This is a genomic window from Mesorhizobium monacense (assembly GCF_056781675.1).
Map to the genome: position 1 here is coordinate 6125672 of NZ_CM165567.1, position 26574 is coordinate 6152245.

General features: G+C 64.6%; 23 protein-coding genes. 11 read left to right on the forward strand and 12 right to left on the reverse strand.

Annotation, left to right across the window (positions count from 1 at the left end; all coding sequences use genetic code 11):
- Positions 1–50: 50 nt before the first annotated feature.
- Positions 51–1541 carry a winged helix-turn-helix domain-containing tetratricopeptide repeat protein gene (locus tag AC1RUK_RS29440; protein WP_481837815.1) on the reverse strand — a complete coding sequence of 497 codons (1491 nt, stop codon included), beginning with the start codon at positions 1539–1541 and terminating at the stop codon, positions 51–53.
- A 141-nt stretch (positions 1542–1682) separates the two neighbouring features.
- Here AC1RUK_RS29440 and AC1RUK_RS29445 point away from each other — a divergent pair, with 141 nt between their 5' ends.
- Positions 1683–1901, forward strand: coding sequence for a hypothetical protein (locus tag AC1RUK_RS29445; protein ID WP_481837814.1), 219 nt, complete (start codon positions 1683–1685; stop codon positions 1899–1901).
- A gap of 44 nt (positions 1902–1945) precedes the next feature.
- On the opposite strand, the gene AC1RUK_RS29450 is transcribed toward AC1RUK_RS29445, so the two are convergent.
- Positions 1946–2977 carry an L-idonate 5-dehydrogenase gene (locus tag AC1RUK_RS29450; protein WP_481837813.1) on the reverse strand — a complete coding sequence of 344 codons (1032 nt, stop codon included), beginning with the start codon at positions 2975–2977 and terminating at the stop codon, positions 1946–1948.
- A 15-nt stretch (positions 2978–2992) separates the two neighbouring features.
- Positions 2993–3913, reverse strand: a complete 921-nt coding sequence (locus AC1RUK_RS29455; RefSeq protein WP_481839363.1) for a 2-hydroxyacid dehydrogenase — start codon at positions 3911–3913, stop codon at positions 2993–2995.
- A gap of 171 nt (positions 3914–4084) precedes the next feature.
- On the opposite strand from AC1RUK_RS29455, the gene AC1RUK_RS29460 reads away from it, so the two are divergent.
- The 7 genes from AC1RUK_RS29460 to AC1RUK_RS29490 all read left to right on the forward strand — a co-directional run bounded on the left by AC1RUK_RS29460 (position 4085) and on the right by AC1RUK_RS29490 (position 10563).
- A complete protein-coding gene (locus AC1RUK_RS29460) occupies positions 4085–4822 on the forward strand; it encodes an SDR family oxidoreductase (RefSeq protein ID WP_481839362.1) in 738 nt (245 codons plus the stop codon).
- On the forward strand, positions 4791–5366 hold the full coding sequence (locus AC1RUK_RS29465; protein WP_481837812.1) for a gluconokinase: 576 nt from the start codon (positions 4791–4793) through the stop codon (positions 5364–5366). Before AC1RUK_RS29460 ends, AC1RUK_RS29465 begins: the two co-directional genes overlap by 32 nt.
- Position 5367: 1 nt before the next feature.
- Positions 5368–6255: an NAD(P)-dependent oxidoreductase gene (locus tag AC1RUK_RS29470; protein WP_481837811.1), complete on the forward strand. Its 888-nt coding sequence runs from the start codon at positions 5368–5370 to the stop codon at positions 6253–6255.
- Between the two features lie 80 nt (positions 6256–6335).
- Positions 6336–7832 carry a sugar ABC transporter ATP-binding protein gene (locus tag AC1RUK_RS29475; protein WP_481837810.1) on the forward strand — a complete coding sequence of 499 codons (1497 nt, stop codon included), beginning with the start codon at positions 6336–6338 and terminating at the stop codon, positions 7830–7832.
- A gap of 18 nt (positions 7833–7850) precedes the next feature.
- A complete protein-coding gene (locus AC1RUK_RS29480; protein ID WP_481837809.1) occupies positions 7851–8900 on the forward strand; it encodes an ABC transporter permease in 1050 nt (349 codons plus the stop codon).
- A 47-nt stretch (positions 8901–8947) separates the two neighbouring features.
- Entirely contained in the window at positions 8948–10063 is a 1116-nt protein-coding gene (locus tag AC1RUK_RS29485; protein ID WP_481837808.1) for an ABC transporter substrate-binding protein, read from the forward strand.
- Positions 10064–10227: 164 nt separating this feature from the next.
- Complete coding sequence (locus AC1RUK_RS29490) at positions 10228–10563, forward strand: hypothetical protein (RefSeq protein ID WP_481837807.1); 336 nt, start codon at positions 10228–10230, stop codon at positions 10561–10563.
- A 34-nt stretch (positions 10564–10597) separates the two neighbouring features.
- Here AC1RUK_RS29490 and AC1RUK_RS29495 read toward each other — a convergent pair whose 3' ends face one another.
- Entirely contained in the window at positions 10598–11224 is a 627-nt protein-coding gene (locus tag AC1RUK_RS29495) for a DUF1062 domain-containing protein (RefSeq protein ID WP_481837806.1), read from the reverse strand.
- A 392-nt stretch (positions 11225–11616) separates the two neighbouring features.
- On the opposite strand from AC1RUK_RS29495, the gene AC1RUK_RS29500 reads away from it, so the two are divergent.
- Positions 11617–12231 carry a LysE family translocator gene (locus tag AC1RUK_RS29500; protein WP_481837805.1) on the forward strand — a complete coding sequence of 205 codons (615 nt, stop codon included), beginning with the start codon at positions 11617–11619 and terminating at the stop codon, positions 12229–12231.
- Positions 12232–12235: 4 nt separating this feature from the next.
- Here the strand turns inward: AC1RUK_RS29500 and AC1RUK_RS29505 are convergent, their stop codons facing one another.
- From AC1RUK_RS29505 to AC1RUK_RS29515, 3 genes are all read right to left on the reverse strand, one after another.
- Complete coding sequence (locus AC1RUK_RS29505) at positions 12236–12559, reverse strand: YciI family protein (RefSeq protein WP_006201224.1); 324 nt, start codon at positions 12557–12559, stop codon at positions 12236–12238.
- A 124-nt stretch (positions 12560–12683) separates the two neighbouring features.
- Positions 12684–13124, reverse strand: a complete 441-nt coding sequence (locus AC1RUK_RS29510; protein WP_436169735.1) for a protein-tyrosine phosphatase family protein — start codon at positions 13122–13124, stop codon at positions 12684–12686.
- A gap of 3 nt (positions 13125–13127) precedes the next feature.
- Positions 13128–13691, reverse strand: a complete 564-nt coding sequence (locus AC1RUK_RS29515) for a peroxidase-related enzyme (RefSeq protein WP_436169734.1) — start codon at positions 13689–13691, stop codon at positions 13128–13130.
- A gap of 137 nt (positions 13692–13828) precedes the next feature.
- On the opposite strand from AC1RUK_RS29515, the gene AC1RUK_RS29520 reads away from it, so the two are divergent.
- On the forward strand, positions 13829–18628 hold the full coding sequence (locus tag AC1RUK_RS29520; RefSeq protein ID WP_481840150.1) for an NAD-glutamate dehydrogenase: 4800 nt from the start codon (positions 13829–13831) through the stop codon (positions 18626–18628).
- Positions 18629–18713: 85 nt separating this feature from the next.
- Entirely contained in the window at positions 18714–20090 is a 1377-nt protein-coding gene (locus AC1RUK_RS29525) for an MFS transporter (protein WP_481837803.1), read from the forward strand.
- A gap of 154 nt (positions 20091–20244) precedes the next feature.
- On the opposite strand, the gene purH is transcribed toward AC1RUK_RS29525, so the two are convergent.
- From purH to htpX, 5 genes are all read right to left on the reverse strand, one after another.
- On the reverse strand, positions 20245–21861 hold the full coding sequence (purH, locus tag AC1RUK_RS29530) for a bifunctional phosphoribosylaminoimidazolecarboxamide formyltransferase/IMP cyclohydrolase (RefSeq protein WP_481837802.1): 1617 nt from the start codon (positions 21859–21861) through the stop codon (positions 20245–20247).
- 96 nt (positions 21862–21957) lie between these two features.
- Positions 21958–23682 (reverse strand): heparinase II/III family protein, encoded by a 1725-nt coding sequence (locus AC1RUK_RS29535; RefSeq protein ID WP_481837801.1) that lies wholly within the window; start codon positions 23680–23682, stop codon positions 21958–21960.
- 201 nt (positions 23683–23883) lie between these two features.
- Positions 23884–25230, reverse strand: coding sequence for an RsmB/NOP family class I SAM-dependent RNA methyltransferase (locus AC1RUK_RS29540; RefSeq protein ID WP_481837800.1), 1347 nt, complete (start codon positions 25228–25230; stop codon positions 23884–23886).
- The gene (locus AC1RUK_RS29545; RefSeq protein ID WP_481837799.1) at positions 25227–25517 is read right to left on the reverse strand and encodes a hypothetical protein; all 291 of its coding nucleotides are present in this window, start codon (positions 25515–25517) and stop codon (positions 25227–25229) included. The genes AC1RUK_RS29540 and AC1RUK_RS29545 overlap by 4 nt, the downstream gene beginning before the upstream one ends.
- Positions 25518–25549: 32 nt before the next feature.
- A complete protein-coding gene (htpX, locus tag AC1RUK_RS29550) occupies positions 25550–26569 on the reverse strand; it encodes a zinc metalloprotease HtpX (RefSeq protein WP_481837798.1) in 1020 nt (339 codons plus the stop codon).
- Positions 26570–26574: the final 5 nt, after the last annotated feature.

Below are 26574 nucleotides of genomic sequence, written 5' to 3' on the forward strand. Positions count from 1 at the left end.
GCCGTCGGGCCGACATCTGCCTGCCGGTCATTCCGGGCCGCAGCCGAAGGTCATTCTTCCCTGTCAATGCGCCCCAGGATCGCGCGGTAGTGATCGAGGATGGCAGGGTCTTCATAGAAGACTTCCTCTTTGAGAATGCGGTCGAGCGCAATACCAGGAAATTGAGGATAGGACGACTTCAGTCTTGCGAGGGCAGCTTCGGCCTGTCTCGTTTCGCCCAACTCGGCATGGCAGATGGTGAGATAGACGAGCGACCACGGTGGTAGCGTTGCCATCTTGGCGTAGCTGGCGAGCGCCTCGCGATAGCGGCCGGCGCCTGTCAGGATAATGCCGAGGAAATCCTCAAACCATCCCACTGCGAAAGGGTCGCGTCGTTTCGCTTCGTTAAATTCAACAAGCGCTGCGTCGAACTTGCCGACATAGCTGAGCAGAATTGCGCGAATGCTGAGGATGAACGGATCATTCGGGTTCAGGGCAACAGCGCGGTCAAGGCTTGTTTCGGCTTCCCGGAACCGGCGCATGTACATGAGAGCAAAGCCACTGGCGAGATGCCCATAGGCTTCCTCAGGATCAAGTTGGAGCGCGGCTTTCGCGATCCGCAACCCGGACTCCAGATGTCTCGGGTCATATGACCAGTAGGTTTTGATCGTCTCGACAAAACTTAGCACGGCGCGCGCGCCGGCAAATTTAGGATCCAGTTCGATGGCCTTTTGCAGATATGGTTCCGCCTCGAGCACCGTGCCATACTCGGCAGCCAACTGTAGGGCCCGAAGATAACTTTCATAGGCCGACATGTTGTCGGTCGGCCGGGCCCTGGCGCGCGATGCAATCGCGGTTCTGGCCTGCCGGGCCAGGCGGGCTGCAATCATCTGGGTGATTTCGTCTTGGATGGCGAAAATGTCATCGAGTTCGCGGTCGTAGTGCTCGCCCCAGATATGGGCCGTTGAGGACGCGTCGATCAGCTGCACGGTGACCCGGACCCGGTTGCCGATCTTCCGCACGCTGCCTTCGACGACATACTGGACGCCAAGCTTCTTCGCCACCTCGGCCACGTCATTCGCCTTGCCGCGGAGCTGGAAGGAGGAGTTTCGCGCAATGACCAGGAACTCCCTGAACTTGCTGAGCTCGGCGATGATGTCTTCGGTAATCCCGTCGCTGAAATAGTCCTGCTCCGGGTCGCCGCTCATGTTGTCGAAGGGAAGAACGGCTATGGAGGGTCTGGGCGGCGCCGGAGCTTCTGTGGCAGCCACGAGGGGCTTGGGGCCGGCATATTTATAGCCGCGACCATGCACGGTTACGATCATCTCGGCGGGCAGCAGTTTTCGCAGCGCCGAAATGTGGACCTGCAGCGTGTTCTCCTCCACCACCAGGCCGGGCCAGACCGCATCGAAGAGTTCGGTCTTGCCGATCACCTCGTCCGGCCTCTCCAGCAACATGGCGAGGATGTCGAAGGATCGCGCCGAAAGCACCATCGGCCCCTTGGGCCCAAGCAGCAGCCGTTCGGCGCGTTTCAGGCGATAGTTCCCGAACTCCAAGTCCATTTGCCAAGAACCCGTCCCTCGGGGCTAGGATAACCCAAGACGGTCCTGAAGGCGAACTTCAGGGCTGTTCAGGACTATTCAGGTCCGAGCCAAGGACCTGAGTGGGAAGCGGTGTCATCCTCACCGTCACAGGAGAACACCATGACCGACATCTCCACCGCAGCCCCGATCACCATCCGCCGCCTTGACCTGCGACGGCCAAGCTTCCCGAGGTTCGAAATCGGCGCATCGCTTGCCGCCATATCCGGCTTGGTGGCCGATGCGCTCAACATGACCTACGTGGCCCCCTACACCAGTCTCCGTCGCCAGCCGCAGGTCGTCCCGGACGATAATCTCGAAGGTCGGGATCCCACCTGGTGAGCTGATCAAGACGCTTGCCGTCGAGCAATGCGCCCATGCCCTAGCTAAAATGCGATCTGCACCTTCATCGATTTGTTGCGGTCGCCGGCGATCTCGAAGGCAGCAACCGCCTCGTCCATCGGATAGATGCCGGTCAGCAGTGGCTTAACGTCTACGCGGCGGCGGTTGATCAGGTCGACGGCAAAGGCGAACTCGCCGTGGAAGCGGAAGCTGCCGCGCATCTCGATCTCCTTGGCGACGATCAGGTTTTGCGGCAGTGACACGTCACCGCCAAGGCCGAGCTGCATGAGCACGCCGCGCGGCTTCAGGACATCGAGCCCCGCCCGCACTGCGCGCTCGTTGCCGGAGGCTTCGAACATCACGTCGAAACTGCCTTTCTCGACATTGTAGGCGGCAAGCTTGTCGCCGTCGGTGGCGACATTGATGGTGCGGTCGGCGCCGATCTCCTTAGCCTTCGCCAGCACGGCGTCCATGACATCGGTGGCGACGATCTCGCGCGCGCCATGGGCGCGCGCGGCAAGGATGCACAGCGCGCCGATCGGCCCGCAGCCGGTGACCAGGACCCGCTTGCCGAGCAGCGAGCCGGCACGGTTCACGGCATGCAGCGTGACCGCGAAGGGCTCGGCAAAAGCGGCCTCGTTGATGGAAACATGGTCGGCGATCGTGTGGCATTGCCATGCCTCGGCGACGAGGCGCTGGCGGAAGGCGCCCTGGATATGCGGCATCGGCATGGCGCTGCCGTAGAAGCGCATGTTGAGGCATTGGTTCTGCACGCCTTGCAGGCAGTAGCGGCAGGCATTGCAGGGCCGGCTGGGCGAGATGGCGACGCGGTCGCCGACGGCGAGGCTTGAGACGCCATCGCCAAGAGCCTTCACCGTGCCTGCGACCTCGTGGCCGAGGATCATCGGCTCGCGAAGGCGGATCGCGCCGAAGCCGCCATGGTTGTAATAGTGCAGGTCCGAGCCGCATATGCCGCCGGCCTCGACCGCGATCTCGACCTGTCCGGCGCCAAGCACACCGGAATCGGTCTCTTCGATCCGCAAATCCTTTGCCGCGTGGATGACGATCGACTTCATGACCGCGATCCTTTCTCAAACCACGGGAGTCAGCAAGGACTGGCCGCTGAAATGGGCGGCTAGGTTGTCGCGCACGAGCTGACCCATGGCCTTGCGGGTCTCTACCGTACCGCTGGCGTGGTGCGGTTGTAGCACGACATTGGCAAGGTTGAGGAAGCGCTCGTCGATGGTCGGTTCGTTCCAGAACACGTCGAGCCCGGCGCCCTTGATGGCGCCGGTTTCCAGGGCGGCGAGCAAAGCAGTCTCGTCGACCGTGCTGCCGCGCGAGATGTTGATCAGGATGCCGTCCGCTCCGAGCGCCGCCAGAACCGCCGCGTCGATGATGTGCCGGGTGCTGTCGCCGCCGGCGAGCGTCACGATCAGGAATTCGCTCTGCCGCGCCAGCTCGACCAGATCGCCGACGAATGCGAAGGGCAGGTCGTCGCGCTCGTGCCGGTCGAAATAGGCTACCTGGCAGTCGAATGCGGCCGCGCGCCTGGCCACCGCGGCGCCGACGCGGCCCATGCCGACAATGCCCAGCCGCTTTCCGCAGACGCGGGTGACCAGCGGCATGTTGCCCTTGCGCCAGCTGCCATTGCGCACATGGGCGTCGGCCTGCGGGATCTTGCGGGCCACAGAGAGCAGCAGTCCGATGCCGATATCGGCCACGTCCTCGGTCAGCACGTCGGGCGTGTTGGTGACGCGGATGCTGTTTTCCCTCGCATAGGCAAGGTCGATGGCGTCGGTGCCGACGCCGTAGCAGGAGACGATCTCGAGCTTCGGCAGCTTTGCCATCAGCACGGCACTCGCGCCGAGCTCGCCGCGTGTCGCGATGGCGCGGATTGCGCCGGCGTGGCGGGCGATCAGCGCGTCCTTGTCCTCGGCCTGCCACAGCTTGTGGACATGATATCTCGCTTCCAGGTCCGCCATGTCCCAATCCGGATAAGGGCCGGTCATCAAGATCTCGGTCACGGCGTCGTCTCCTCCAGCAGCAATTTTTCCATTGACTATGTTATCGATAACATTCATGTCAATAGGCACTGGTGGTGGCGCGGCGGAAATCGTATCCGCTTCAGGCGACATTCCTAGGAGGAGCAGGTGAGCAGTTCTTTGTTCGATTTGACCGGGATGCGTGCTTTGGTCACCGGCTCGGGGCAAGGCATCGGCCTGGCGCTGGCGGAAGGGCTGGCGCAGCATGGCGCCGAGATCGTGCTCAACGGGCGCAGCGCCGAAAAGGTCGCCGCCGCAGTCGAAGCGTTGACGGCCAGGGGGCACAAGGCGCACGGCGCGGTCTTCGACGTGACCGATCATGAAGCGGTCGCCAAAGGTGTCGAGAAAATCGAAACCACCATCGGCGCCATCGATATCCTCGTCAACAATGCCGGCATGCAGTTCCGCACGCCGCTGGAAGATTTTCCCGCCGATAAGTGGGACGAATTGCTGCGCACCAACATCTCCAGCGTGTTCTTCGTCGGCCAGGCAGTGGCGCGGCACATGATCCCGCGCAAGCGCGGCAAGATCATCAACATCGCTTCGGTGCAAAGCGAACTGGCGCGGACGAACATCGCGCCCTACACGGCGACGAAGGGCGCCGTGCGCAATTTGACGCGCGGCATGTGCGCGGACTGGGCCAAGCACGGGCTGCAGGTCAACGCCATCGCGCCGGGTTATTTCAAGACGCCGCTCAACCAGGCGCTGGTCGACAATCCCGAATTTTCGGCCTGGCTGACCAACCGCACGCCGGCCGGACGCTGGGGCGATGTCGGCGAACTGGTCGGCGCGGCGGTGTTCCTGGCCGGCCCGGCCTCATCCTTTGTCAACGGACACACGCTCTATGTCGATGGCGGCATCACAACCTGCCTCTGAGCCCTGGCTCATCGTGGTGATGGGCGTCAGCGGCTGCGGCAAGACCAGCGTCGGCATCGGCATCGCCGCGCGGCTCGGCTTTGCCTTCGTCGAAGGCGACACGCTGCATCCGCGCTGCAATGTCGAGAAAATGTCGGCGGGCATCCCGCTTACCGACGACGATCGCTGGCCCTGGCTCGACCTGGTGGGCGCGGCTTTGCGGCAGGCGCGTGAGGAGGGGCGCGGGCTCGTCGTAAGCTGCTCGGCGCTGAAGAAATCCTACCGCGACCGGCTTCGCCACGCTGCGGGCGGGCCGGTGTTCTTCGTGTTCCTGGACGGATCGCGCAGTGTCCTGCAGGCCAGGATGGCCGACCGGCGAGGGCATTTCTTTCCGCCGGCCTTGCTCGACAGCCAGCTGGCGGCGCTGGAAAATCCCGGCGGTGAATCGCTGGTGGTCACTGTCGACATCGACGCTCCGGTCGACAGGATCGTCGATCAGACGCTGAACCGGCTTGGCGCCCTCGGCGCCGCACCCGCCGCCAGGACCAGGAAAGAGGCTCGTTGAGATGAAAGAAGTACCAGCAAAGGTCGCCATTGTCGGCGCCGGCATCATGGGATCGGCGATCGCCACCCGGCTGATCGAGACCAAGCAGGCGCTGACGGTGTTCGACCTCGACAAGGCCAAGGTCGCAGCACTGACCGCGAAAGGCGCTGCCGCTGCTGGCTCAGTCGCCGAGGCAGTGCGGGCCAGCGACTTCGTCATTCTCAGCCTCAACCATGCCGATATCGTGCGTTCGGTGGTATTCGGTGACGGCGGCGTCGCGGCGGCTGCTTCGCCTGAAAAACTCTTGATCGACATGTCGTCGATCGACCCCGCCGACACTGCGCAAATGGCCAGCAAGCTTGCGGCCGAGACCGGCATGAAATGGGTCGACTGCCCGCTTTCGGGTGGCGTTCCGGGCGCGCTCGGCGGTCGTTTGACGGTCATGGCGGGCGGCGAAACGGCGGACTTCGAACGCGCCCGCGCGGTGATGCAGCACCTTTGCGCCAACTACACGCTGATGGGGCCGAGCGGCGCCGGGCAGACGACCAAGCTGATCAACCAGCTTTTTTGCGCGGTGTTGTTCCAGGCCGTCGCCGAAGCGGTGAAACTCGCCGAAGCCGGCGGCGTCGATCCCAAGGCAATCCCCGCCGCACTCAAGGGCGGGCGTGCCGATTCCAGCATCATGCAGGAGTTCATGGCGAAGTTCGCCGCCCGCGATTTCTCGCCGACCGGCCGCATCGACAACATGCTGAAGGATCTGGATTCATTGCAGTCCTTTGCGCTGAAGACGAAGACGCCGCTGCCGATGACCGGCCAGCTGGTCGAGATCCATCGCCTGCTTTGCGCGGCCGGTCTGGGACCGAAGGATTCGGCCGAAATGATGCGGCTTCTCGACGGCAAGACCGGCTGATCGGGAGCCCCAGATTTTGTTGCTTGACGCTCAGAAATGTTATCGATAACATCATTTGGCGATCTCGGGAGGAACGCGTTTTGGCCGCAGAGAAACTGATCGAGTTCAAGTCGATTACGAAGGAGTTCGGCGGCACCCGCGCGCTCTCCGACGTGACGCTCGATCTCGGCAAGGGCGAGATCCTGGCGCTGCTCGGCGAGAACGGCGCCGGCAAGTCGACGCTGATCAAGACGCTTGCCGGCATCTACCGGCCGGATGGCGGCAGCATCCTGTTTCGCGGTGAACCCTATCACCACCGTCCGCCGCAGCCGAACCAGCGCCAGCCCGTCGCCTTCATTCACCAGGATCTCGGTCTCATCGAATGGATGACGGTCGGCGAGAATGTCGGCCTCGCCCAGGGGTTTTCGCTGCGCTCCGGCCTCATCGACTGGCGCTCCACGGAAGAGCGGGCACGCGAGGCGCTGAAACTGGTCGGCTGCGATTTCGACCCGACGACGCGGGTCCAGGATCTGACCCGCACCGAGAAATCGCTGGTTGCCATCGCCCGCGCCTTGGCCACAGAGGCCGATGTGCTGGTACTCGACGAGCCGACCGCCAGTCTGCCGGCCGATGAGGTCGACCGCCTGTTCGATGCCATCCGCCCGCTCAAGCAGCGCGGCGTCGGCATGATCTATGTCTCGCATCGCCTCGACGAGATTTTCCGCATTGCCGACCGCGTCGCCGTGCTTCGCGACGGCAGGCTGGTCGGCCAGAAGCAGGTCGCCGACACCAGGCCGGACGAATTGGTCGAGATGATCGTCGGCCGTCCGGTCAGCCAGGTTTTCACCAAGGCAGAGACGCAGGCCGGTGAGGCGGTGTGCGCCGTCCGCGACCTGGTCTGCGCCGGGGCCGGCCCGGTGTCGTTCGACGTGCGCAAGGGCGAGCTGCTCGGCCTGGTCGGCCTGCGCGGCGCCGGGCAGGAACTGGTCGGCCGGGCACTGTTCGGCTGCCAGGGCTTTTCCGGCTCGGTGACGATCAACGGCGTCGTGCCCGATTTGTCGAGCCCGATCGCCGCCATGGGCTCCGGCGTCGGCCTGATCGCCCGCGACCGGACCGAGGAATCGATCGCCGCTTCGCTGTCGATCCGCGAGAACAGCTTTCTCAACCCCGGCGCCGGCAAACGCGGCCTGTTCTCGTTTCTGGCGCCCTACAAGGAAGCCGCGCTGGCGCGCGAGATCGGCGGATCGGTCGGGCTGCGGCCCAATGATCCGAGCCTGCCGATCGAGGCGCTGTCGGGCGGCAACCAGCAGAAGGTGGTGGTCGGCCGCTGGCTGCATACCGGCCGCAAGCTGCTGATCGCCGAAGACCCGACCGCCGGCGTCGATGTCGGCGCCAAGGCCGAAATCTACCGGCTGATCGGCCGGGCGCTCGAAGCCGGCCTCGCCGTCGTCGTGGTGTCGACCGACTTCGAGGAGATCGCCCATATCTGCCATCGCGCTTTGGTGTTTTCGCGCGGCCGGATCGTGCGCGAACTCACCGGACCCGAACTGACCACGTCCGCGGTGATCACCGCGGCATCGGCTTCCGAAGCCGCCTGACCGTCCCGGAGGATCTCCATGCCATCGATCGAATCCAGCGCACTCGAGCCGACCCGCGGTGAAATGGCCAGCCTGCCAGCAAGGCAGAAGATCACCCGTCTGCTGCCGGTCTACGGCCTGGTGATCCTCACCGTCCTGCTGATCCTGCTGTTCTCCATCCTGCTGCCGAATACATTTCCGACACTGCTCAATTTGCGCTCGATCATCTCCGACAAGGCGATCATCGCACTGCTATCACTGGCGGCTATGATCCCGATGGCGTCCGGCCGCATCGACCTGACCGTCGGCTACGGCATCGTGCTGTGGCACATCCTGGCCATCAGCCTGCAGACCATGCTCGGCATTCCGTGGCCGTTGGCGGTGCTGATCGTGCTCACCCTCGGCGCCGCAACCGGCTTCCTCAACGGCCTGCTGGTCGAAGTCGCCCGTATCGACTCCTTCATCGCCACGCTGGGCACCGGCACCGTGCTCTATGCGCTGGCGCTCTGGCATACCGGCGGCCGGCAGGTCGTCGGCGTGCTGCCGGAAGGGTTCTATGCGCTCAACGGCACGATGGTGTTCGGGCTGCCGATCACCGGCCTCTATGTGCTGGCAATCGCCGTAGCGCTATGGGTCATCCTCGAATATCTGCCGATCGGCCGCTACATCTATGCCATTGGCGCCAATCCGAAGGCGGCGGCGCTGAACGGCATTCCGGTGCGCCGCTTCGTCATCGGGGCGTTCGTCTCGTCGGGCTTCCTGACGGCGCTGACAGGCGTGCTGTTGGCCTCCAAGCTGCGCATCGGCCAGGCCAGCGTCGGTCTGGAATATCTTCTGCCGGCACTGGTCGGCGCCTTTCTCGGCTCGACCACCATCAAGCCCGGGCGCGTCAACGTCTGGGGCACGATGACCGGCGTCATCATCCTGGCCGTCGGCATTTCCGGCATCCAGCAGTTCGGCGGCTCGTTCTTCGTCGAGCCTTTGTTCAACGGCGTGACGCTGCTGGTTGCCATCGGCATCGCCGGCTACGCCCAGCGCAAGCGCGGCGCGGCCAGAATCGCCCGCAAACCAGATCCGTCCGGAAGCTGAATACCGGACGGCCGGTCTGTTTCAAAAACCCAAGGGAGGAACCCAACATGCAGCGCAGAACATTCCTGAGATCATCCGTCGCCCTGATGGCCGTGGCCATCGCCGCACCGGCCCTGTTCGCCGGCCAGGCACGCGCCGACGCGATGGCCGACGCCATGGCGGTGGTCCAGAAATACGCCCAGAAGGTCACCGCCTGGGACGGTCCGACCACGGGTCCGAAGGCGCAGGAAGGCAAGACCATCGTCGTGCTCGCCGGCGATCTGAAGAATGGCGGCATTCTCGGCGTCACCACCGGCGTCGAGGAAGCGGCCAAGGCAATCGGCTGGGAAGTCAAGGTCATCGACGGTGCCGGCTCGATCGGCGGCCGCACCGCAGCCTTCGGCCAGGCGATGGCGCTGAAGCCGAGTGGCATCGTCATCAACGGCTTCGACGCCGTCGAACAGGCGCCGGCGTTGGAGCAGGCGAAGGCCGCCGGCATTCCGCTGGTTTCCTGGCATGCCGGGCCGGTGATCGGACCCGACGAGAAGAACGGCGTGTTCGCCAACGTCTCGACCGACGCGATGCAGGTTTCCACGGCCGCCGCCGACTGGGCCTATGCCGACGCCAAGGGCAAGCCCGGCGTCATCATCTTCACCGATTCAACCTACGCCATCGCCATCGCCAAGGCCGACAAGATGAAGGCCGAGATCGAGCGGCTGGGCGGCAAGGTGCTCGAATATGTCGACACGCCGATCGCCGAGACGTCGCAGCGCATGCCACAGCTCACCACCTCGCTGCTGCAGAAATACGGCGATGCCTGGACGCATTCGCTGGCGATCAACGACCTCTATTTCGACTTCATGGGACCCTCGCTTGCCGCGGCGGGCAAGGCCGGCACCGACGCGCCGATTAATGTCGCCGCCGGTGACGGTTCGGAATCGGCCTATCAGCGCATCCGCGCCGGTCAGTTCCAGAAGGTCACGGTCGCGGAGCCGCTCAACCTGCAGGGCTGGCAACTGGTCGACGAATTGAACCGCGCCATCGCCGGCGAAAAATGGTCCGGCTATCTGTCGCCGCTGCATGTCGTGACGGCCGACAATGTCGAGTTCGACGGCGGGCCGAAGAACGCCTTCGACCCCGACAACGGCTATCGCGACCAGTACAAGAAGATCTGGGGCAAGTAGGCATCCACCGACGCGGGCGCATGACAGACCGTGCGCCCGCGCCTTAAAATCGCGTCGCGCTGCGCACTTTTGCGCGACATGCACTAGCGAAATTCAACCGGTCCGACAGGCCGTACGGTTGTTCGCCGCACGGCCAGCGGATTTCTGTCATGCCAGGAGAGACCATGATCGTCCGCTATGCCCTGTTCGAGGGCGAGATCCACCCGGGCAGCGAGGCGGAGTTTCGCCGCTTCGTGAAGGAGAGGCTGGTGCCGTTGTGGACGCAGTTTCCCGGCGCACAGGAAGTCCGCGTCCTCGATGGCACGGCGCGTGACGAAGGCGCGCCGGTCTACGCAATGGCGCTCGCGATCCGCTATCCGGACATTGCAACTTGCGAACGGGCGCTTCAATCCTCGGTTCGGTTCGAGAGCCGCGAAGTGACCGGCGAGCTGCTGAAAATGTTCACCGGCCGCGTCCACCACCATGTCTTCGAGATGAACGAATACGCGCCGGCAGGATGACTCTGCCGCGCGATCCGTGTCCTTGCTAGCCGGTTCATCCACCGGCAGCCGCAATGATGGCTTCGCAATCGGGTTCGCCGGACAGATCGATGCGGATCACCGTTCCGGTTCGCACCGGCTTGCGCAGGGCCTTGGCCCCTTCCGGGTCGATGGTCAGCAATTGCCTCTCTTCCAGCGTCTGAAGCCTCGACCTGGAGATGCCGAGCTCGCTGGCGAGCAGCCGGTCCAGCCGTAGAGATGTGACCATTTCCAACCCGAGCTGGAGTTCCAAGCCGCTTGTGACTTCCGGTGCGTCGCCATGGGTCTGCTTGTCGACGACGGCGTCGGGGAACTCCTCGACGCGCCCGACCCGGCTGCGCAGTGCCACGACATCAAAGGCATGGCGGCGCGCCAGTACAGGGTCGTTGCTTTCGAAACCTTGCAGCAGGGTCGGCTCAATGTCGCGGCGACTGCACCGCTCCAGAATGCCGAAATTCCAGGAGTTGTCGCAATCGATGCAACGATAGATCAGCCAGGCGTCGATGCGCTTGCCGTTGGCGTTGACGCGGAACTTGCCGCTGCAGCGATAGGCTTTCACGCCGCCGCAGCGATTGCAGTTGATGAGCGCTCGAGGCGCGAATTTGGGCGCGATCGCCCAGCGGATACGCAAAAGTCCGGACATGCCGATAAGCCCTTCCCGTCGGGAAGTTCGTCAGACCGGCGATGTCGAGAGCCCATGCGGGCACGGCGTGGCGAGAGGCTGCGGCGATTGGAAAACTGGCGTCACGGGCGGCTTGCGCGCGACAGCGGTTCAGCAGTGCCAAACCGGTCTCGAACCGCCACCCTGAGGAACACATGAAATGAAAGAGGCATCGCGGATGCGACGCCATGCACTGTGTCGGGGGAGTTGACGAGACCGGCGGTTACGTAGGCAAAGTGAAACTCGAAAATCGTGTCGGGGCGGCATTTCTAGCCTTTGGGCGGGTGGTCCAGCAAGTCTCTCTTTCCGGCGCTACCGTCTCCGGGACCAGTTGCGCTAGTTTTGGGTCGAATGTCTCAAACAGAGATCCCGCCATGCAGCTCACGTCGCTCCTGATCTTTGCCGCCGCTCTTTTCGTCGCAGCCGGCTCGCCCGGTCCATCGATCGCCGCCCTCGTGGCGCGGGTGATCGCCAAAGGATTCCGCGATGTGTTCCCGTTCCTGCTCGCCATGTGGATCGGCGAAGGCATCTGGCTGTCGCTGGCGGTGTTCGGGCTGGCTGTGGTGGCACAGACCTTCCATTTCGCCTTCGTCGTCGTGAAATGGATCGGCGTCGCCTATCTCGTGTATCTTGCCTGGAAGATGTGGACCGCACCGGTCGAGGCGAAGGAAGGCGAGATGCCGCGCGAGGATTCACCGGCAAAGCTCTTCCTCGCCGGCATGGCGGTCACGCTCGGCAACCCCAAGATCATGATGTTCTATCTGGCGCTGCTGCCGACGATCATCGACCTCGCCTCGGTCAGCGTCGTCGGCTGGGTCGAGCTGACGGCGACCATGGCAGTGGTCCTGGTCGCCATCGATCTTGCCTGGGTGCTCGCCGCGGCGCAGGCGCGCAAGCTGCTGAAGAGCAAGCGGGCGATGAAGATCGCCAACCGCGTCAGCGCCGGCACCATGGCCGGCGCCGCCGCGGCGATTGCGGCGCGATCCTGACCCGTCACATCATTTCGATGATCGGCGCGATCTCGACGCTGAAGGCCGGATCCATCAGGATCGGGCAGTCCTTGGCCTTGGCGACGGCATCGTCGATGTCCTTGGCTTCGACGATCGTGTAGCCGGCGGTCGGATTGCTGCCGCCATTGTTCTCGACCTTGCCGCCGGGCAGCACCATCTTCGACATGCCGACCGGATTGCCACCGTCGACCACGGCCGAGCCGAGCTTGCCGTACCAGCCGGTCCAGGCATCCGTTGCGGCCTTCCGCTCGGCCTCGTCGGTCGGCATCTTGCCGGAGCCATGATAGACGTAGAGAAACTTCGCCATGTTCTCCTCCCTTGATCAGCGGCATCGAACCGGCATGCGGTCCATGCCGCTCGCTGATCATCGGACCAAATAGACGAACACGCAACGAGAATGCGTAATCGCTGATATACGAAGTGGTGAGCTACTAGACTTTATCCAGCAGGTCCATGCTATCCGACGTGCCTACTTTCCACCCCGCGAAACAACCCAAGACGCCGCAAGCCGAGCATCGAACCCCAACGTAGAGCCAGCGGACGCCGCCACGTTTCGGATAGTTGGAAAACCCGACTCCGATGTTTGCCGCTTCGGAATCGCATTCAATACACACCCAGCGTTCCGGCTCGGATTCGTCCCAAAACTCCTGACTGTCGCAGATAAAATGTTCGGACCCGCAGACCGTGCATGTTCGTCGCGCCACGCCTTCATCGTCATCGGCATCGAGAAGAAACGATGTGAAACCGCATCTGCATCGCGCAAGTCGGAACTCGTCGACTTCATACCCTTCGGAGGCATAGCCTCTCAGGAATTCAGCAATGTCGCTCGGTTCGCTGCCAACCCACCACTTGCCTGTAGTGTCTACTGTCATGTTTCACCGCGCCATGGCGTGGTATTCGTCGTTCGGCCGCATGTCGATCGCTGCCGCCACCCGGTTCGACATGTTGAAGAAGGCGGCGGTCGAGGCGATGTCCCAGATGTCGCGGTCGGAGAAACCGGCCTTGCGCAACGCTGCCCGGTCGGCCTCGACGATCTTTGCCGGCTCTTCGGTCAGCTTGACCGCGAATTCGAGCATGGCGCGCTGCCGGTCCGACAGGTCGGCGGCGCGGAAGTTCATCACCATCATCTCGCCGAGCATCGGGTCGCCGGAAAGCTGACGCACCGCCGCGCCATGCGCGGTCAGGCAGTAGTAGCAATGGTTGATCGAGGAGACGACGACCGCGATCATCTCGCGCTCCAGCTTCGACAGGCCGGAGTCGCCCAGCATCAGGTCGTTGTACATGTCGGTGAAGGCGCGCAGCTTCTTTTCGTCGAAGGCATAGGACAGCAGCACATTGGGAACGAGGCCGAGCTTCTCCTGGCATTTGGCGAAATAGGCTTTTGTCGCCTCGCTCAGTTCCGCCGGAGCAAGGTCGAGCGCCATAATCTTGCCGGTCATCGGCATTCCTCCTCATTCGTTCGGCGGTCAGTTTCGGCGCTGCGATATTTCTTCGCAAGCCGTCAAACCTTTGTCGCCAAATACCGGTCATCTGCTACCATAGTCGCAAAAGCATATGACGGGAGGGATTTGACACCATGGCCAGCCTCAAAACAGCAAGCCAGTCCAAAAAAGCGAGTCCGGCAAAGAAAGACGCGGCAAAGGGGAGCGAAAAAGCCGGCAGGCTCGCCGATTACCTGCTTGCCCGGGCACCGGCCGAAGACGTCGCCGCCTATGATCCCGCCGACCTCGAACGCGCCGCCGATCTGGCCGGACGCGCCATCGCCAGGCACAGGAAGGGCGACTGCGTCGTCGCCATAGACGTCGAGTCCGGGGTCGTGCGCCAGGGCCGGCCGATGACGATCATCACCGTCGTCAACGACAACATGCCGTTCCTGTTCGATTCCATTCTCGGCGAGATCACCGAGGGCGCCGGCGAGCCGCTGCTGGTCACCCATCCGGTCGTCGTCGTCAGGCACGGCAAGAGCGGCGTCGATGAGATCCTCGGCGATGGCGGCTTTGCCAAGGGCGATCTCAGCCATGACCGGCTGAGCGTCGTCCATGTCCATATCGGCCGCCTGTCCGCCGACCAGGCCGAGGCCCTGGCCGGACGGCTGAGGAAGCTGCTGGGCCACGTGCGCGCCGCAGTCACCGACTGGAAGCCGATGCTGGCCCGCCTCGACCAGGCGATCTCCGAATTCCGCTACGCGCCGGTGCCGCTCGACAAGGCGCATGTCACCGAGGCGATCGCCTTCCTTGAATGGCTGCGCGACGACAATTTCACCTTCCTCGGCATGCGCGAGTTCAAATATACCGGTGGCGAGAAGAGCGGCACGCTGGAGCGCGCCGAGAAGCCCGGCCTCGGCATCCTGTCCGATCCGGACGTGCTGGTTTTGAGGCGCGGCACCGAAGCGGTGACGACGACGCCGGAAATCCGCGCCTTCCTGCATGGGCCCGAACCGCTGATCGTCACCAAGGCCAACGCCAAGTCTTCCGTGCACCGGCGCATCTATCTCGATTACATCGGCGTCAAGACCTACACCGCAAAAGGCGCGCTTTCGGGCGAACTGCGCATCGTCGGCCTGTTCACCTCGACCGCCTACACGCGCTCGGTGATGAAGATCCCCTATCTCAGGTCGAAAGCCGAGACCGTCATCACCAAATCCGGCTTCAATCCCGGTGATCACTCCGGCAAGGCGCTGATCAACGTGCTGGAAAGCTATCCGCGCGACGAGCTATTCCAGGTTCCGATTCCGATCCTCAGGAAGCACGCCGAAGCCATTCTGGGGCTGATCGAACGGCCGCGCGTCAGGGCGCTGGTGCGCGCCGACCAGTTCGACCGTTTCGTCTCGATCCTCGTTTTCGTGCCACGCGACCGCTACGACAGCGTGGTGCGCGAGAAGGTCGGCGCCTATCTTAGGACCGTGTTCGAAGGCCGGCTGTCGGCCTACTACCCGGCCTTCCCGGAGGGCGGGCTGGCGCGCGTGCATTTCATCATCGGCCGCTCTGGCGGCAAGACGCCGAAGGTCGAGCAGGCGACGATCGAAGCGGCGATCCGCGACATCGTGCGCACCTGGGACGACGCGCTGCGCGAAACTGCGGCCGAAACCGGCGCGGATGCAGCGATGACGGCCATCGCTGCGCGCTTTTCGGAAAGCTATAGGGATAGTTTCTCGCCGGCGGTGGCGCTGGCCGATGCCGGGCGCATCGGCAAAATCAGTGCCGCCAATCCGATCGCCATCGACTATTACCGGCATGCCGACCAGCAGCCGCAGCAGGCGGCGCTGAAAATCTATCACCACGGCAGTCCGGTGGCGCTGTCGCGGCGGGTGCCGGTGCTGGAGAATATCGGTTTCCGCGTCATCAGCGAGCGCACCTTCGAGGTCGGCGAGGAAGCGGCCGACAAGGTCTTCATCCACGACATGGAGCTGGAGAACAGCTACGGCAAGCCGATTGATCTCGGCGATGGCGGCGGCCTGTTCGAGGACGCCTTCCTGTCGGTCTGGCGCGGCGACATCGACAATGACGGCTATAACGGCCTGGCACAGACCGCCGGCCTGTGGTCGGGCGAAGTCACCATCCTGCGCGCCTATGGCCGCTATCTGCAGCAGGCCGGCATCCCGCAGAGCCAGGATTTCATCGCCGCCGCGCTCAACCGCTATCCGGATATCGCGCGCGGCCTGCATGCGCTGTTCGTCGCCCGCCTCGGGCCGACGGCCGAGACGGAAGGCGTGGTGGCGGCCAAGCACCTCAAGGCCAAGATCAGGGACGCGCTGGAAGAGGTGCCCAACATCGATGACGACACCATCATCCGTCGCTACCTCAACCTGATCGAAGCCTCGCTGCGCACCAATCATTTCGTTGCCGATACGAAAGCGAAAGGCCAGTCGCTGGCGATCAAGCTCGACTCGCAGGCGGTCGACGGGCTGCCGGCGCCACGGCCGTGGCGCGAGATCTTCGTCTATGGCTCGGAGGTCGAAGGCGTGCATCTGCGCTTCGGTCCCGTGGCGCGGGGCGGCCTGCGCTGGTCGGACCGCGCCCAAGACTACCGCACCGAGGTGCTCGGCCTGGTCAAGGCGCAGCAGGTCAAGAACGCGGTCATCGTGCCGGTCGGCGCCAAGGGCGGCTTCTATCCGAAGCGCCTGCCTGTCGGCGGCAGCCGCGACGCCATCTTCGAGGCCGGCACCTCGGCCTACAAGAACTACGTCTCCAGCCTGCTGTCGATCACCGACAATATCGGCATCGACGAGGTCATTCCGCCGGCCGGCGTGGTCCGGCGCGACCAGGACGATCCCTATTTCGTCGTCGCCGCCGACAAGGGCACCGCGACCTTCTCCGACACCGCCAACGCCATCTCGGAGAAGCACGGCTTCTGGCTCGACGACGCCTTCGCCAGCGGTGGCTCAGCCGGCTACGACCACAAGAAGATGGGCATCACCGCCAAGGGCGGTTGGGAAGCGGTCAAGCGGCATTTCCGCGAGATGAACCGCGACATCCAGGCCTCACCCTTCACCGTCGTCGGTGTCGGCGACATGTCGGGCGATGTGTTCGGCAACGGCATGCTCTTGTCGCCGCAGACGCGGCTGATCGCTGCCTTCGACCATCGCGACATCTTCATCGATCCCGATCCGGACATGGCGGCCTCGATGGCGGAACGCCAGCGCATGTTCGCTTTGCCGCGCTCAAGCTGGCAGGACTATGACAAGACCAAGCTGTCGGAAGGCGGCATCATCGTCTCGCGCAGCCAGAAGTCGATCACGCTGCCGGCGGCGGCTGCCGCGGCGATCGGCCTCGGCAAGACCACTGCGACCCCGGTCGAGATCATGAACGCCATCCTCAAGGCGCCGGTCGATCTTTTGTGGTTCGGCGGCATCGGCACTTATCTCAGGGCCTCCACCGAAACCAATGCCGATGTCGGCGACCGCGCCAATGACGCGATCCGCATCACCGCGCTCGACGTGCGCGCCAAGGTCATCGGCGAGGGCGCCAATCTCGGCGTGACGCAGCGGGCGCGCATCGAGTTCGGGCTCGCCGGCGGCCGCTGCAATTCGGACGCCATCGACAATTCGGCGGGCGTCAACTGCTCGGACGTCGAAGTCAACATCAAGATCGCGCTGGCCTCGGCCATGCGCAAGGGATCGCTGACCCGGCCGGCGCGCAATAAATTGCTGGCCGAGATGACCAACGAGGTCGGGGGGCTGGTGTTATCCAACAACTACCACCAGACGCTGGCGCTTTCGATGGCGCGCAAGCGCGGGCTCGCCGACATCGCGCATCAGAGCCGGTTCATGTCGGCGCTCGAAGCGCGCGGCCTGCTCGATCGTGCGGTCGAGACGCTGCCGTCGCCGGCGGCCCTCGCCGAGCGCGAGGCGCGCGGCGAGCCGCTGACAAGGGCCGAGCTCGGCGTGCTGCTCGCCTATGCCAAGATCGTGCTGTTCTCCGACATCGTCGCCAGCGACGTGCCGGACGATGCACATTTCGACAGGGACCTGATGGGCTACTTCCCGGACCGGATGGCGAAGAAATACGCCGCCGAGATCCGCGGCCATCGGCTGCGCCGCGAGATCATCACACGCGTCCTGGCCAACGACCTGGTCAATCGCGGCGGGCCGTCCTTCGTCAACCGGCTGCAGGAAGCCACCGGCCGAACCGCCGCCGACGTGGTGCGTACCTTCGCCGTGGTGCGGGACGGCTTTGCCTTGCCGGCGCTCTACAGCGAGATCGACGCGCTCGACAACCAGATCGACGGCCAGGTGCAGCTCGACCTCTACCAGTCAATTAGCCGGCTTATCTTCGTGACAAGCGGCTGGTATCTTAAGAACGATGCCGGCACGGCGGCGCTCGGCCAGCGGATTGCCGAGCTGCAGGAGGCACGCAAGGCGCTAGAGCCGAAACTCGCCTCGCTGCTGCCGGCCTTCTCGCGCGAGCGGATCGAGGAGCGGCGGCATGGCCTGTTCAAGGCCGGCGCGCCGGAAAAGCTTGCCGCGCAGCTGGCGCTGACCGATGTTGCGGAGGTGATCCCCGACATCGCGCTGACGGCGCGCACGGCTAATGCCGATATCGTCGCCGCCGCCAAGGCCTTCTTCGCCGTCAGCGACGCCTTCCGCATCCCGCGAGTCGAGGATGCGGCACGCTCGATCACGCCTTCGGACTACTACGATCAACTGGCTCTTTCCCGCGCGACCGACACGATCGGCGCGGCCAGGCGCGGCATAGCGGTGGCCGCACTCACCGGCCATGCCAAGGCGGCCGACCCGGTAGCGGCCTGGCTGGAGGCCGGCGGCGAGCGCGTCGGGCGCATCCGCGAGCGCCTGCAAGCACTGACCGAAGGTGGCGACATCACCGTGTCGCGGCTGTCGGTCGCCTCGGGGCTGATGAGCGATCTGACGGGGATGTGAGCCAGATCGGGCGAGATTGCCGGCAGGAACTGCGCTATAGAGCTACACGGCGCCCTGCTTCGGGCGCCGTTTTGCGGGAGGGGACATGACCGAGGTAGCAGTGCAGCGGGCATCGGGACGCGGCATCTGGGGATGGATGCTGTTCGACTGGGCGGCGCAGCCGTTCTTCACCGTCGTCACCACCTTCATCTTCGGGCCTTACTTCGTCTCACGCATGGCCAGCGATGCGGAGACGGGTCAGGCGGCCTGGGGTTACGGCATAGCCGCGGCGGGTTTGGTAATTGCCGTGCTGTCGCCGATTCTCGGCTCGATCGCCGATCAGACCGGGCCGCGCAAGCCGTGGATTGCCTTCTTCGCCGCGATCAAGATCACCAGTCTGACCCTGCTTTGGTTCGCCGCGCCCGGTTCGAACCTTTTCCTGATCGTGGCGTTGTTTTCGCTCGCCTCCGTTGCGGCGGAATTCTCGACGGTCTTCAACGATTCGATGATGCCGCGCCTGGTGCCGAAGAGCGAGATCGGCCGCATCTCCAACATGGCCTGGGGCCTTGGCTATCTCGGTGGCATGATCGCGCTGATCTTCGTCGTCACCTGCATGGCCGGCTCGCCTGAGACCGGCAAGACCATCATCGGCCTCGATCCCATCCTCGGGCTCGACCCGAAGCTCGGCGAGGATGCGCGGGCCACCGGACCGCTCTCGGCCGGCTGGTATTTCCTGTTCATCCTGCCGATGTTCTTCTTCACGCCGGACGCCATCAGGGGCATTGCGATCGGGCCGGCGGTGCGCGAGGGGCTATCGGAGCTGAAGTCGACGCTCGCCGAAGTGCGCCAGCGCAGCGGCATCTTTCGGTTCCTCATCGCCCGCATGATCTATCAGGACGGCGTCAACGCACTGCTGGCACTGGGCGGCACCTTTGCCGCGGCAATGTTCCATTGGTCGATCACCGAGATCGGCATGTTCGGCATCATCCTCAATGTCGTCGCCATTGTCGGCTGCCTGGTTGCGGCACGTCTCGATACGGCGCTTGGCTCCAAGACCATCGTGCTTATCTCGCTGGTCCTGCTCAGCATCGCCACGATCGGCATCGTCTCGACCGGCCCGGGCTACACGCTGTTCGGCGCCTGGATGATGCCCGAAACCGATAGCGGCGGATTGTTCGGCACGCCGGCTGAAAAGGCCTATATCTTCTACGGCCTGCTGATCGGACTTGCCTTTGGTCCGGTGCAGGCCTCATCGCGCTCCTATATGGCGCGCAGCGTCACCGCCGCTGAATCGGGCCGCTATTTCGGCATCTATGCGCTGGCCGGTCGAGCGACCAGTTTTGCCGCACCCTTCATGGTGGCAACGATCACCTTGGCTAGCGGTTCATCGCGGCTCGGCATGGCGGCGATCGTGCTGTTCTTGGGCGTCGGCATGGCGATCTTGATCAGGACGCCATATCCGGCCGACCAGCCAGTGGAATGAGAGACGTTCGATAATTCCACTCCGCTGGCCGCCTGACGCGGTTTTCTGCGCTTCCGGTGCTCACGGACTTGAATGTCCGCTCCGCTCCGGCTCTCGAAAACCACGCCATCCGACTCAGCGGAGCGAATTTCTCAGAACGCCTCTCTGCCGGCGCCTAGTGCCTGAAATGCCTCACGCCGGTAAACACCATGGCGATGCCATGTTCGTCGGCGGCGGCGATGACGTCGTCGTCGCGCATCGAGCCGCCCGGCTGGATGACGGCGGTGGCACCGGCTTCGATCGCTGACAACAGCCCGTCGGCGAAGGGGAAGAAGGCATCGGAGGCGACGACCGAGCCCTTGGTCAGCGGTTCCGCCAGCCCGGCCGCCTCGGCGGCGTCGAGCGCCTTGCGGGCGGCGATGCGCGAGGAATCGACGCGGCTCATCTGGCCGGCGCCGATACCGACGGTGGCGCCGTCCCTGGCATAGACGATGGCGTTCGATTTGACGTGCTTGGCGACGCGGAAGGCGAATTTGAGATCGGCCATCTCGGCCGGCGTCGGCGTGCGCTTCGTCACCACCTTCAGCTCGAGGTCGTCGACCACCGCATTGTCGCGGCCCTGGACCAGCATTCCGCCGGCTACGGATTTGACCGTCGTGCCGGCGGCGCGCGGATCGGGCAGGCCACCCGCGACCAGCAGGCGCAGGTTCTTCTTGGCGGCGACGATGCGAACCGCTTCCTCCGAGGCGTCGGGCGCGATGATCACCTCGGTGAAGGTTTTGACGATCTCCTCGGCCGCCTCGGCGTCGAGGATGCAGTTCATGGCGACGATGCCGCCATAGGCAGAGACCGGGTCGCAGGCCAGTGCCTTGGCATAGGCCGCCTTCAGCGAAGCGCCCTCGGCGACGCCGCATGGGTTGGCATGCTTGATGATGGCGATCGCTGCGGAGCGGGCCGGGTCGAACTCGCCGGCCAGTTCGAAGGCGGCGTCGGTGTCGTTGATGTTGTTGTAGGAAAGCTGCTTGCCCTGCAGCTGGCGAGCGGTGGCGACGCCCGGCCGCTTGTCGCCATTGACGTAGAAGCCGGCGCCTTGATGCGGGTTCTCGCCATAGCGCATGACCTCAACCAGTCGGCCGCCGAAGGCGCGCCACGTGGGATGCTCGATCTCCAGCGCCTCGGCGAACCAGCCGGAGATCGCCGCATCGTAGCTGGCGGTGCGGGCAAAGGCCTTGGCCGCCAGCTTCTTGCGGAAATCCAGCGACAGCGAGCCGATATTCATCTCCAGCGCGTTGAGCACCGAGGCATAGTCGCCGGGGTCGGTGACGATGGCGACATAGGCGTGGTTCTTGGCCGAGGCGCGGATCATCGCCGGGCCGCCAATGTCGATGTTCTCGACAATCGAAGCATAGCCGGCGCCGGAGCGGCGGACCTCTTCGAACGGATAGAGGTTGGAGACAACGAGGTCGATCGGCTCGATGCCGTGGGTCCGCATCGCGCTGGCATGCTCGGCATCGTCGCGTATGCCGAGCAGCGCGCCATGCACCGACGGATGCAGCGTCTTGACGCGGCCATCCATAATCTCGGGAAAGCCGGTCAGCTCGGAGACGTCGCGCACGGCCATGCCGGCCTCGGCTATCGCTTTGGCGGTGCCACCGGTGGAGACCAGCTCGACGCCGGCCGCGGCGAGCGCCTTGGCGAAATCGATGAGGCCGGTCTTGTCGAAGACGGACAGCAGCGCGCGACGGATCGGGACGAGGTCGGGCGCTGGAATGTTTTTGCTGGCGACGGCCATGGGCTGGCGGCCTTTCACGGCTGGATTGGGAAGCGTGATCGGGCCGTAGCATATGAGGCCCGGAAATCAAGCCGGGCGCTTCGTCACGGCAGACAGTCAGTTGTTTTCGGGATAGCCGGCGATGCTGGTCCGGGTCAGCTGCCAGTGAACCTCCGATATCTCGGAGGCCTTGAAGGCCAGCACGATCTGGCGGCTGCGGCGTGGGCCGCCGAGGCCGGCGAAATAGATCGATTCCTCGACTTCCGGCGTGACTTCCTTGCAGGTGAACACCCAAATGTCGGTCTGGTCGCCGGTCAGCACCAGCCGGTCATGCTCGTCCTGCAGCAGTTCCACATCGGGATGGATGTGGAAGCGCACCGTGACAAAGTCGCGGCCGTTGTTGCGGATCGCAGCACCGCCGGGGCGCAGGAAGCGGTCCCTGCCGGTCACTACATTGCCGTCGGCCGTCAGCGTCAGCTCGCGCTCGTGCAGGAAGCCGAAGCGCGCGGCATAGCCGTCGTGGCGGGCGATAAAGCCCTGGCTGCCCTTCTGGTCGGTGCGTTTGCAGGGCGCATGCTGCGGACCGCCGATCAGCGGCGAGCCCAAGAGATCGTTGACGCGCAGCGAATGGCTGAAGCGCGCCGACGAGGTGTCGTTGATGGTGGCGGTCGAGTGCGCGGCCGTGGCGCGGGCCAGCGGCCGGAATTCGGCGGCGCCGTAGGTGTCGATGCCGGCATTGACGACATAGTGCTGGCGGCCGGACGAAAGTTCGAAGGCAAGGCAGCCGGCATGCGCCGCGTTGGAAACATCGATCGGCGGCGGCAGGCCGGTGTCGGCGATGACGGTCACGCCACCCATCGACAGGCGTTCATAGCCCGAGTGCGGCGCATGCAGCAGCGGCGCGCCGACCGTGTCGTCGTGGCGCAGGATGGTGGCGATGCGGTCGTGGATGGTGGCGCCCATGCCGTTGAAGCGGGCGAGGCTGCCGTCCTGGTGGCGAAAGAAGCGCAGCGCCGGCAGCATGCGGTCGATGGCGCCCATCAGCGCCGGCGGCGGCGTCTCGGCCTGGTTGGCATAGGTCTGGCGCAGCGGCAGCAGGTCGGCGAGAAGCTCCAGAACCGTCATCGGGTTGCGCGAAATATGGCCGCCGTCGGGAAGGATCTGGCGGTCGAGCTCTTCCGCCAGGTTGCGAGTGGCGCTGCGCAGAGCCGAGGCCGGCGCCGGCAGCGACAAAGCGGCAAAGGCGAGCGCGATGCGGGCGCGCAGCCTGTCCTTGCCGTCAGGCATCTCCCGCGCCATCGACCGGAGATAGCGGATCTGCACGGCGAGCGATTTCAGGAAGGCGCGATAGAAGGGAAATTCCGCACCCTGCAGCACCACCGAGGAATGCTGCAGCCAGGCAATGACCCGCTTGGCGGTGGTGCCGGGCTCCCAGGCGATGCCGGAAATCTGGTTGCCGTGTATGGCGATCCAGTCGGAAACCAGCGCGCGGGCATTGGCGGCGGCAAGCTCGGTTCCGGCGGCGCGCATATGGCGCAGCCAGCGAAAACCGTGCAGCGTCTTTTGCCAGCCGCGATTGGGCACGTTGATCTGGAAGGGTGACTTGCCGCCGGTCTCGACCATATGTCCCGACAGTGGATAGCGGCCGTAATAGATCTCGAGCGCGATCTGCGGATCGGCGAGCCTCAGGTCGGGCGGCGCGATCAGGACGCGTTCGGGCGTGCGGCCGGAATAGCGCCAGCGATAGACAGGCCCGGCACGCAGGCGCCGGCGCGTCTTCCGCCAGAACTCCCTCGCGACAAGCGTCCAGAGACGCGTCGTGCTGCCGGCAGCAAGTGCCAAATCCCCTCCTGGTCGTCCTTACCCAACGACAAGCTTATATGATTCAAGAACTTATGCGAAGGCGGATTTCGCCGGCGTGAAGGAGTTCACGCTGTTGCGGCCTGATCCTCCCTAAAAAAGTCAGCAAACTTTAGGAAAAACAGATTCTTGGTCTCCAGGAGTTAGAGCGTCCTTTGCGCGCCCAAGAGGCCGCGCGGCGCTCTAACCAGCCCGGCGCATGCGGGCGGCAAAGAAGCCGTCGAGGCCGGATACCCCAGGTGTTTCAAGCACCAGGTCGGCGGGCGTGGTGCGCAGCGTGCCTTGCGGCGTCAGGAACGCATCGAGGCCGGCAAACTCTCCTGGCTGAACGGGATCGTCGACGATATCAGTCGTGCCGGCAAGGAAGGCACGGTAGAGCTCCTCGCCCTCGATCGGATCGAGCGAACAGTTGGAAAAGACGATCCGCCCGCCCGGTTTGACCAGGCCGACGGCGCGGGCAAGCAGCCTTGCCTGCAGCCCGGCGAGCTTTTCGACATCGGCCATGGTTTTTGTCCATGGCACGTCGGGATGCCGTCGCACCGTGCCGGTCGACGAGCAGGGCGCGTCGAGAAGAACCGCGTCGAACAATTCCTCCGGCTGATAGTCGAGCAGGTCGGCCTGGACGATCGCGGCGGAGAGGCCGAGGCGTTCGAGATTCTGCGCCAGCCGCGCCAGCCGGTTCTTCGACGTGTCGACCGCGGTGACCTTGGCGCCGGCAAGAATGAGCTGCGCGGTCTTGCCGCCGGGCGCGGCGCACAGGTCGGCGACACGGAGCCCTTTCACGCCGCCGAACAGCCGGGCCGGCAGGCTGGCGGCGCCATCCTGCACCCACCAGGCGCCGTCCGCGAAGCCGGGCAGGTCGGGGACGGAGGCGCTGAGTTTTTCCACGCGCACCGTGCCGGTCGGCAGCACGACGCCGCCGAACCGTTCGGCCCACAATGCCGGATCGGACTTGACCGAGAAATCGACCGCTGCCTCATGGCGATGGGCGGCAAGAATCTGTTTAGTCTTTTCCGGGCCATAGGCGGTCTTCAACCGGTCGGAAAACCATTTTGGCGCTTCATCGGTGGCGGCGAGAGCCGAGGCCAATTCGGCCTCTTTCGAACGCGCGAGTGTGCGCAGCACGCCATTGACGAGGCCGGAGAAGCGCAGCGTGCGGGGATCGGACTTGGCGTGGGTGACCGCAAGGTCGACGGCGGCGCTGTCGGGAATGTCGAGGAACAGAATCTGCGCCGCCGCCACATGCAGTATGTGCGATAGCACGGTTGCATTGGCCGGCAGCGGCTTTTCCAGGCGCCGCGCCAGCAGGCCCGCAATCGTCATGCGATAGCGCAGCGCGGTGACCAGTATGGCGCGCACCAGCGCGCGGTCGCGCAGGTCGAGCGCCTTGTATTGCGGGTGGCCGTTCTCGTGATCGGTCAGTCCGTCGAGCGGCGTGCGCGCATCGATGACGGCGGCAAGCAGGCGCGCCGCTGCCTTGCGCGCGGCAAGGCCGGCTACCTCTGAAGCCTGGCTTGGAAGCGACTTCATTGAGTCGATGTTCGTTTGGCTAGTCCGAAGACGGCGTTGACGAAATTGTCTTTGCTTCCTGAGGGAGAAATCATCTGGATGTATTCGCTCTCCACGGTGCTCAGGTAGTCCGCAACTTGCCGCGGCGACGCGCCATCGCCGACAAGTCGGATGACATGGAGCAGATAGATATCATATTCATCTTCAGGAAGCGGGCGGAATCCCAGTTCGCTTGATGTTGCTATGTTCGCCATCGGTACGCCGATAGGGTTCCAGTGCCTTGCGCAAAGATCGCGCATTTCCGCCAACGAGATCTCGTCGTTTCTGCCTGTTGCTCCGCTCACGACCACGGACCTTTGGGTCCGGTCGGGTTGCGTCCCCATGGGTTGGACTTTGGCCGCGCCGGTTCAGCCGGCGGCTGCAGCTCGGCTGCCTTGCCCCACGGCCCCGCCGATGGCTGCTCGTCCACTTGGCGTGGCGTCGGCGCCTGGCGGGGTGCCGCCTGCGACGCACCGCCCATCTCCCGCGCCATCGCCTGCAGAGCGGCGATGCGGTTGTCGGTGTTTGGATGTGTGGAGAACAGACTGTCCATGCGCTCGCCGGAAAGCGGGTTGATGATGAAGAGATGGGCCATGGCCGGGTTGCGCTCGGCATCCGGGTTGGGGATGCGTTCGGCGCTGCGGGCGATCTTGTCAAGGGCCGAAGCCAGCCAAAGCGGGTTTCCGACGATCTCGGCGCCACGCCGGTCGGCCTCGTATTCGCGGGTGCGGCTCACCGCCATCTGCACGATCATGGCGGCAAAGGGCGCCACCAGCATGGCCACCAGCACGCCGACGAAGCCGAACGGGTTGTTGTTGTCGCGGCTGCCGCCGAAGAAGAAGGCGAAATTGCCGAGCATCGAGATGGCGCCGGCCAGCGTGGCGACGACGGTCATGGTCAGCGTGTCGCGGTGCTGCACATGGGCGAGTTCGTGCGCCATCACTGCCGCGACCTCCTCATGCGACAGCCGCTGCAACAGCCCGGTCGAGGCCGCCACCGCGGCATTCTCGGGATTGCGACCGGTGGCGAAGGCGTTGGGCTGAGGGTTGTCGATCAGATAGGTCTTCGGCATCGGCAGCCCGGCCCGCTGGGCGAGCGCCTGGACGATGGCGTAATATTCGGGCGCGTTCTTCTCGTCGACCTCGATGGCGTGGTTCATCGACAGCACCATCTTGTCGGCGTTCCAATAGCTGAACAGATTGGTGCCGGCGGCGATCAGCAGCGCGATCATCATGCCGCCCGTGCCGCCGATCAGGAAGCCGACGCCCATGAACAGCGCGGTCATCGCGGCGAGAAGCATAGCGGTGCGAAGGGTGTTCATCGTCT

What these genes read in the sequence shown, in the direction of transcription:
- AC1RUK_RS29455 (WP_481839363.1), bottom strand. Translation starts at nt 3,913, where the DNA reads ATGACCGGCCCTTATCCGGATTGGGACATGGCGGACCTGGAAGCGAGA.
- AC1RUK_RS29450 (WP_481837813.1), bottom strand. Translation starts at nt 2,977, where the DNA reads ATGAAGTCGATCGTCATCCACGCGGCAAAGGATTTGCGGATCGAAGAG.
- AC1RUK_RS29540 (WP_481837800.1), bottom strand. Translation starts at nt 25,230, where the DNA reads ATGAAGTCGCTTCCAAGCCAGGCTTCAGAGGTAGCCGGCCTTGCCGCG.
- AC1RUK_RS29485 (WP_481837808.1), top strand. Translation starts at nt 8,948, where the DNA reads ATGCAGCGCAGAACATTCCTGAGATCATCCGTCGCCCTGATGGCCGTG.
- purH (WP_481837802.1), bottom strand. Translation starts at nt 21,861, where the DNA reads ATGGCCGTCGCCAGCAAAAACATTCCAGCGCCCGACCTCGTCCCGATC.
- AC1RUK_RS29520 (WP_481840150.1), top strand. Translation starts at nt 13,829, where the DNA reads ATGGCCAGCCTCAAAACAGCAAGCCAGTCCAAAAAAGCGAGTCCGGCA.
- AC1RUK_RS29525 (WP_481837803.1), top strand. Translation starts at nt 18,714, where the DNA reads ATGACCGAGGTAGCAGTGCAGCGGGCATCGGGACGCGGCATCTGGGGA.
- AC1RUK_RS29465 (WP_481837812.1), top strand. Translation starts at nt 4,791, where the DNA reads ATGTCGATGGCGGCATCACAACCTGCCTCTGAGCCCTGGCTCATCGTG.
- htpX (WP_481837798.1), bottom strand. Translation starts at nt 26,569, where the DNA reads ATGAACACCCTTCGCACCGCTATGCTTCTCGCCGCGATGACCGCGCTG.
- AC1RUK_RS29470 (WP_481837811.1), top strand. Translation starts at nt 5,368, where the DNA reads ATGAAAGAAGTACCAGCAAAGGTCGCCATTGTCGGCGCCGGCATCATG.
- AC1RUK_RS29495 (WP_481837806.1), bottom strand. Translation starts at nt 11,224, where the DNA reads ATGTCCGGACTTTTGCGTATCCGCTGGGCGATCGCGCCCAAATTCGCG.
- AC1RUK_RS29445 (WP_481837814.1), top strand. Translation starts at nt 1,683, where the DNA reads ATGACCGACATCTCCACCGCAGCCCCGATCACCATCCGCCGCCTTGAC.
- AC1RUK_RS29510 (WP_436169735.1), bottom strand. Translation starts at nt 13,124, where the DNA reads ATGACAGTAGACACTACAGGCAAGTGGTGGGTTGGCAGCGAACCGAGC.
- AC1RUK_RS29515 (WP_436169734.1), bottom strand. Translation starts at nt 13,691, where the DNA reads ATGACCGGCAAGATTATGGCGCTCGACCTTGCTCCGGCGGAACTGAGC.
- AC1RUK_RS29500 (WP_481837805.1), top strand. Translation starts at nt 11,617, where the DNA reads ATGCAGCTCACGTCGCTCCTGATCTTTGCCGCCGCTCTTTTCGTCGCA.
- AC1RUK_RS29490 (WP_481837807.1), top strand. Translation starts at nt 10,228, where the DNA reads ATGATCGTCCGCTATGCCCTGTTCGAGGGCGAGATCCACCCGGGCAGC.
- AC1RUK_RS29440 (WP_481837815.1), bottom strand. Translation starts at nt 1,541, where the DNA reads ATGGACTTGGAGTTCGGGAACTATCGCCTGAAACGCGCCGAACGGCTG.
- AC1RUK_RS29480 (WP_481837809.1), top strand. Translation starts at nt 7,851, where the DNA reads ATGCCATCGATCGAATCCAGCGCACTCGAGCCGACCCGCGGTGAAATG.
- AC1RUK_RS29460 (WP_481839362.1), top strand. Translation starts at nt 4,085, where the DNA reads ATGCGTGCTTTGGTCACCGGCTCGGGGCAAGGCATCGGCCTGGCGCTG.
- AC1RUK_RS29505 (WP_006201224.1), bottom strand. Translation starts at nt 12,559, where the DNA reads ATGGCGAAGTTTCTCTACGTCTATCATGGCTCCGGCAAGATGCCGACC.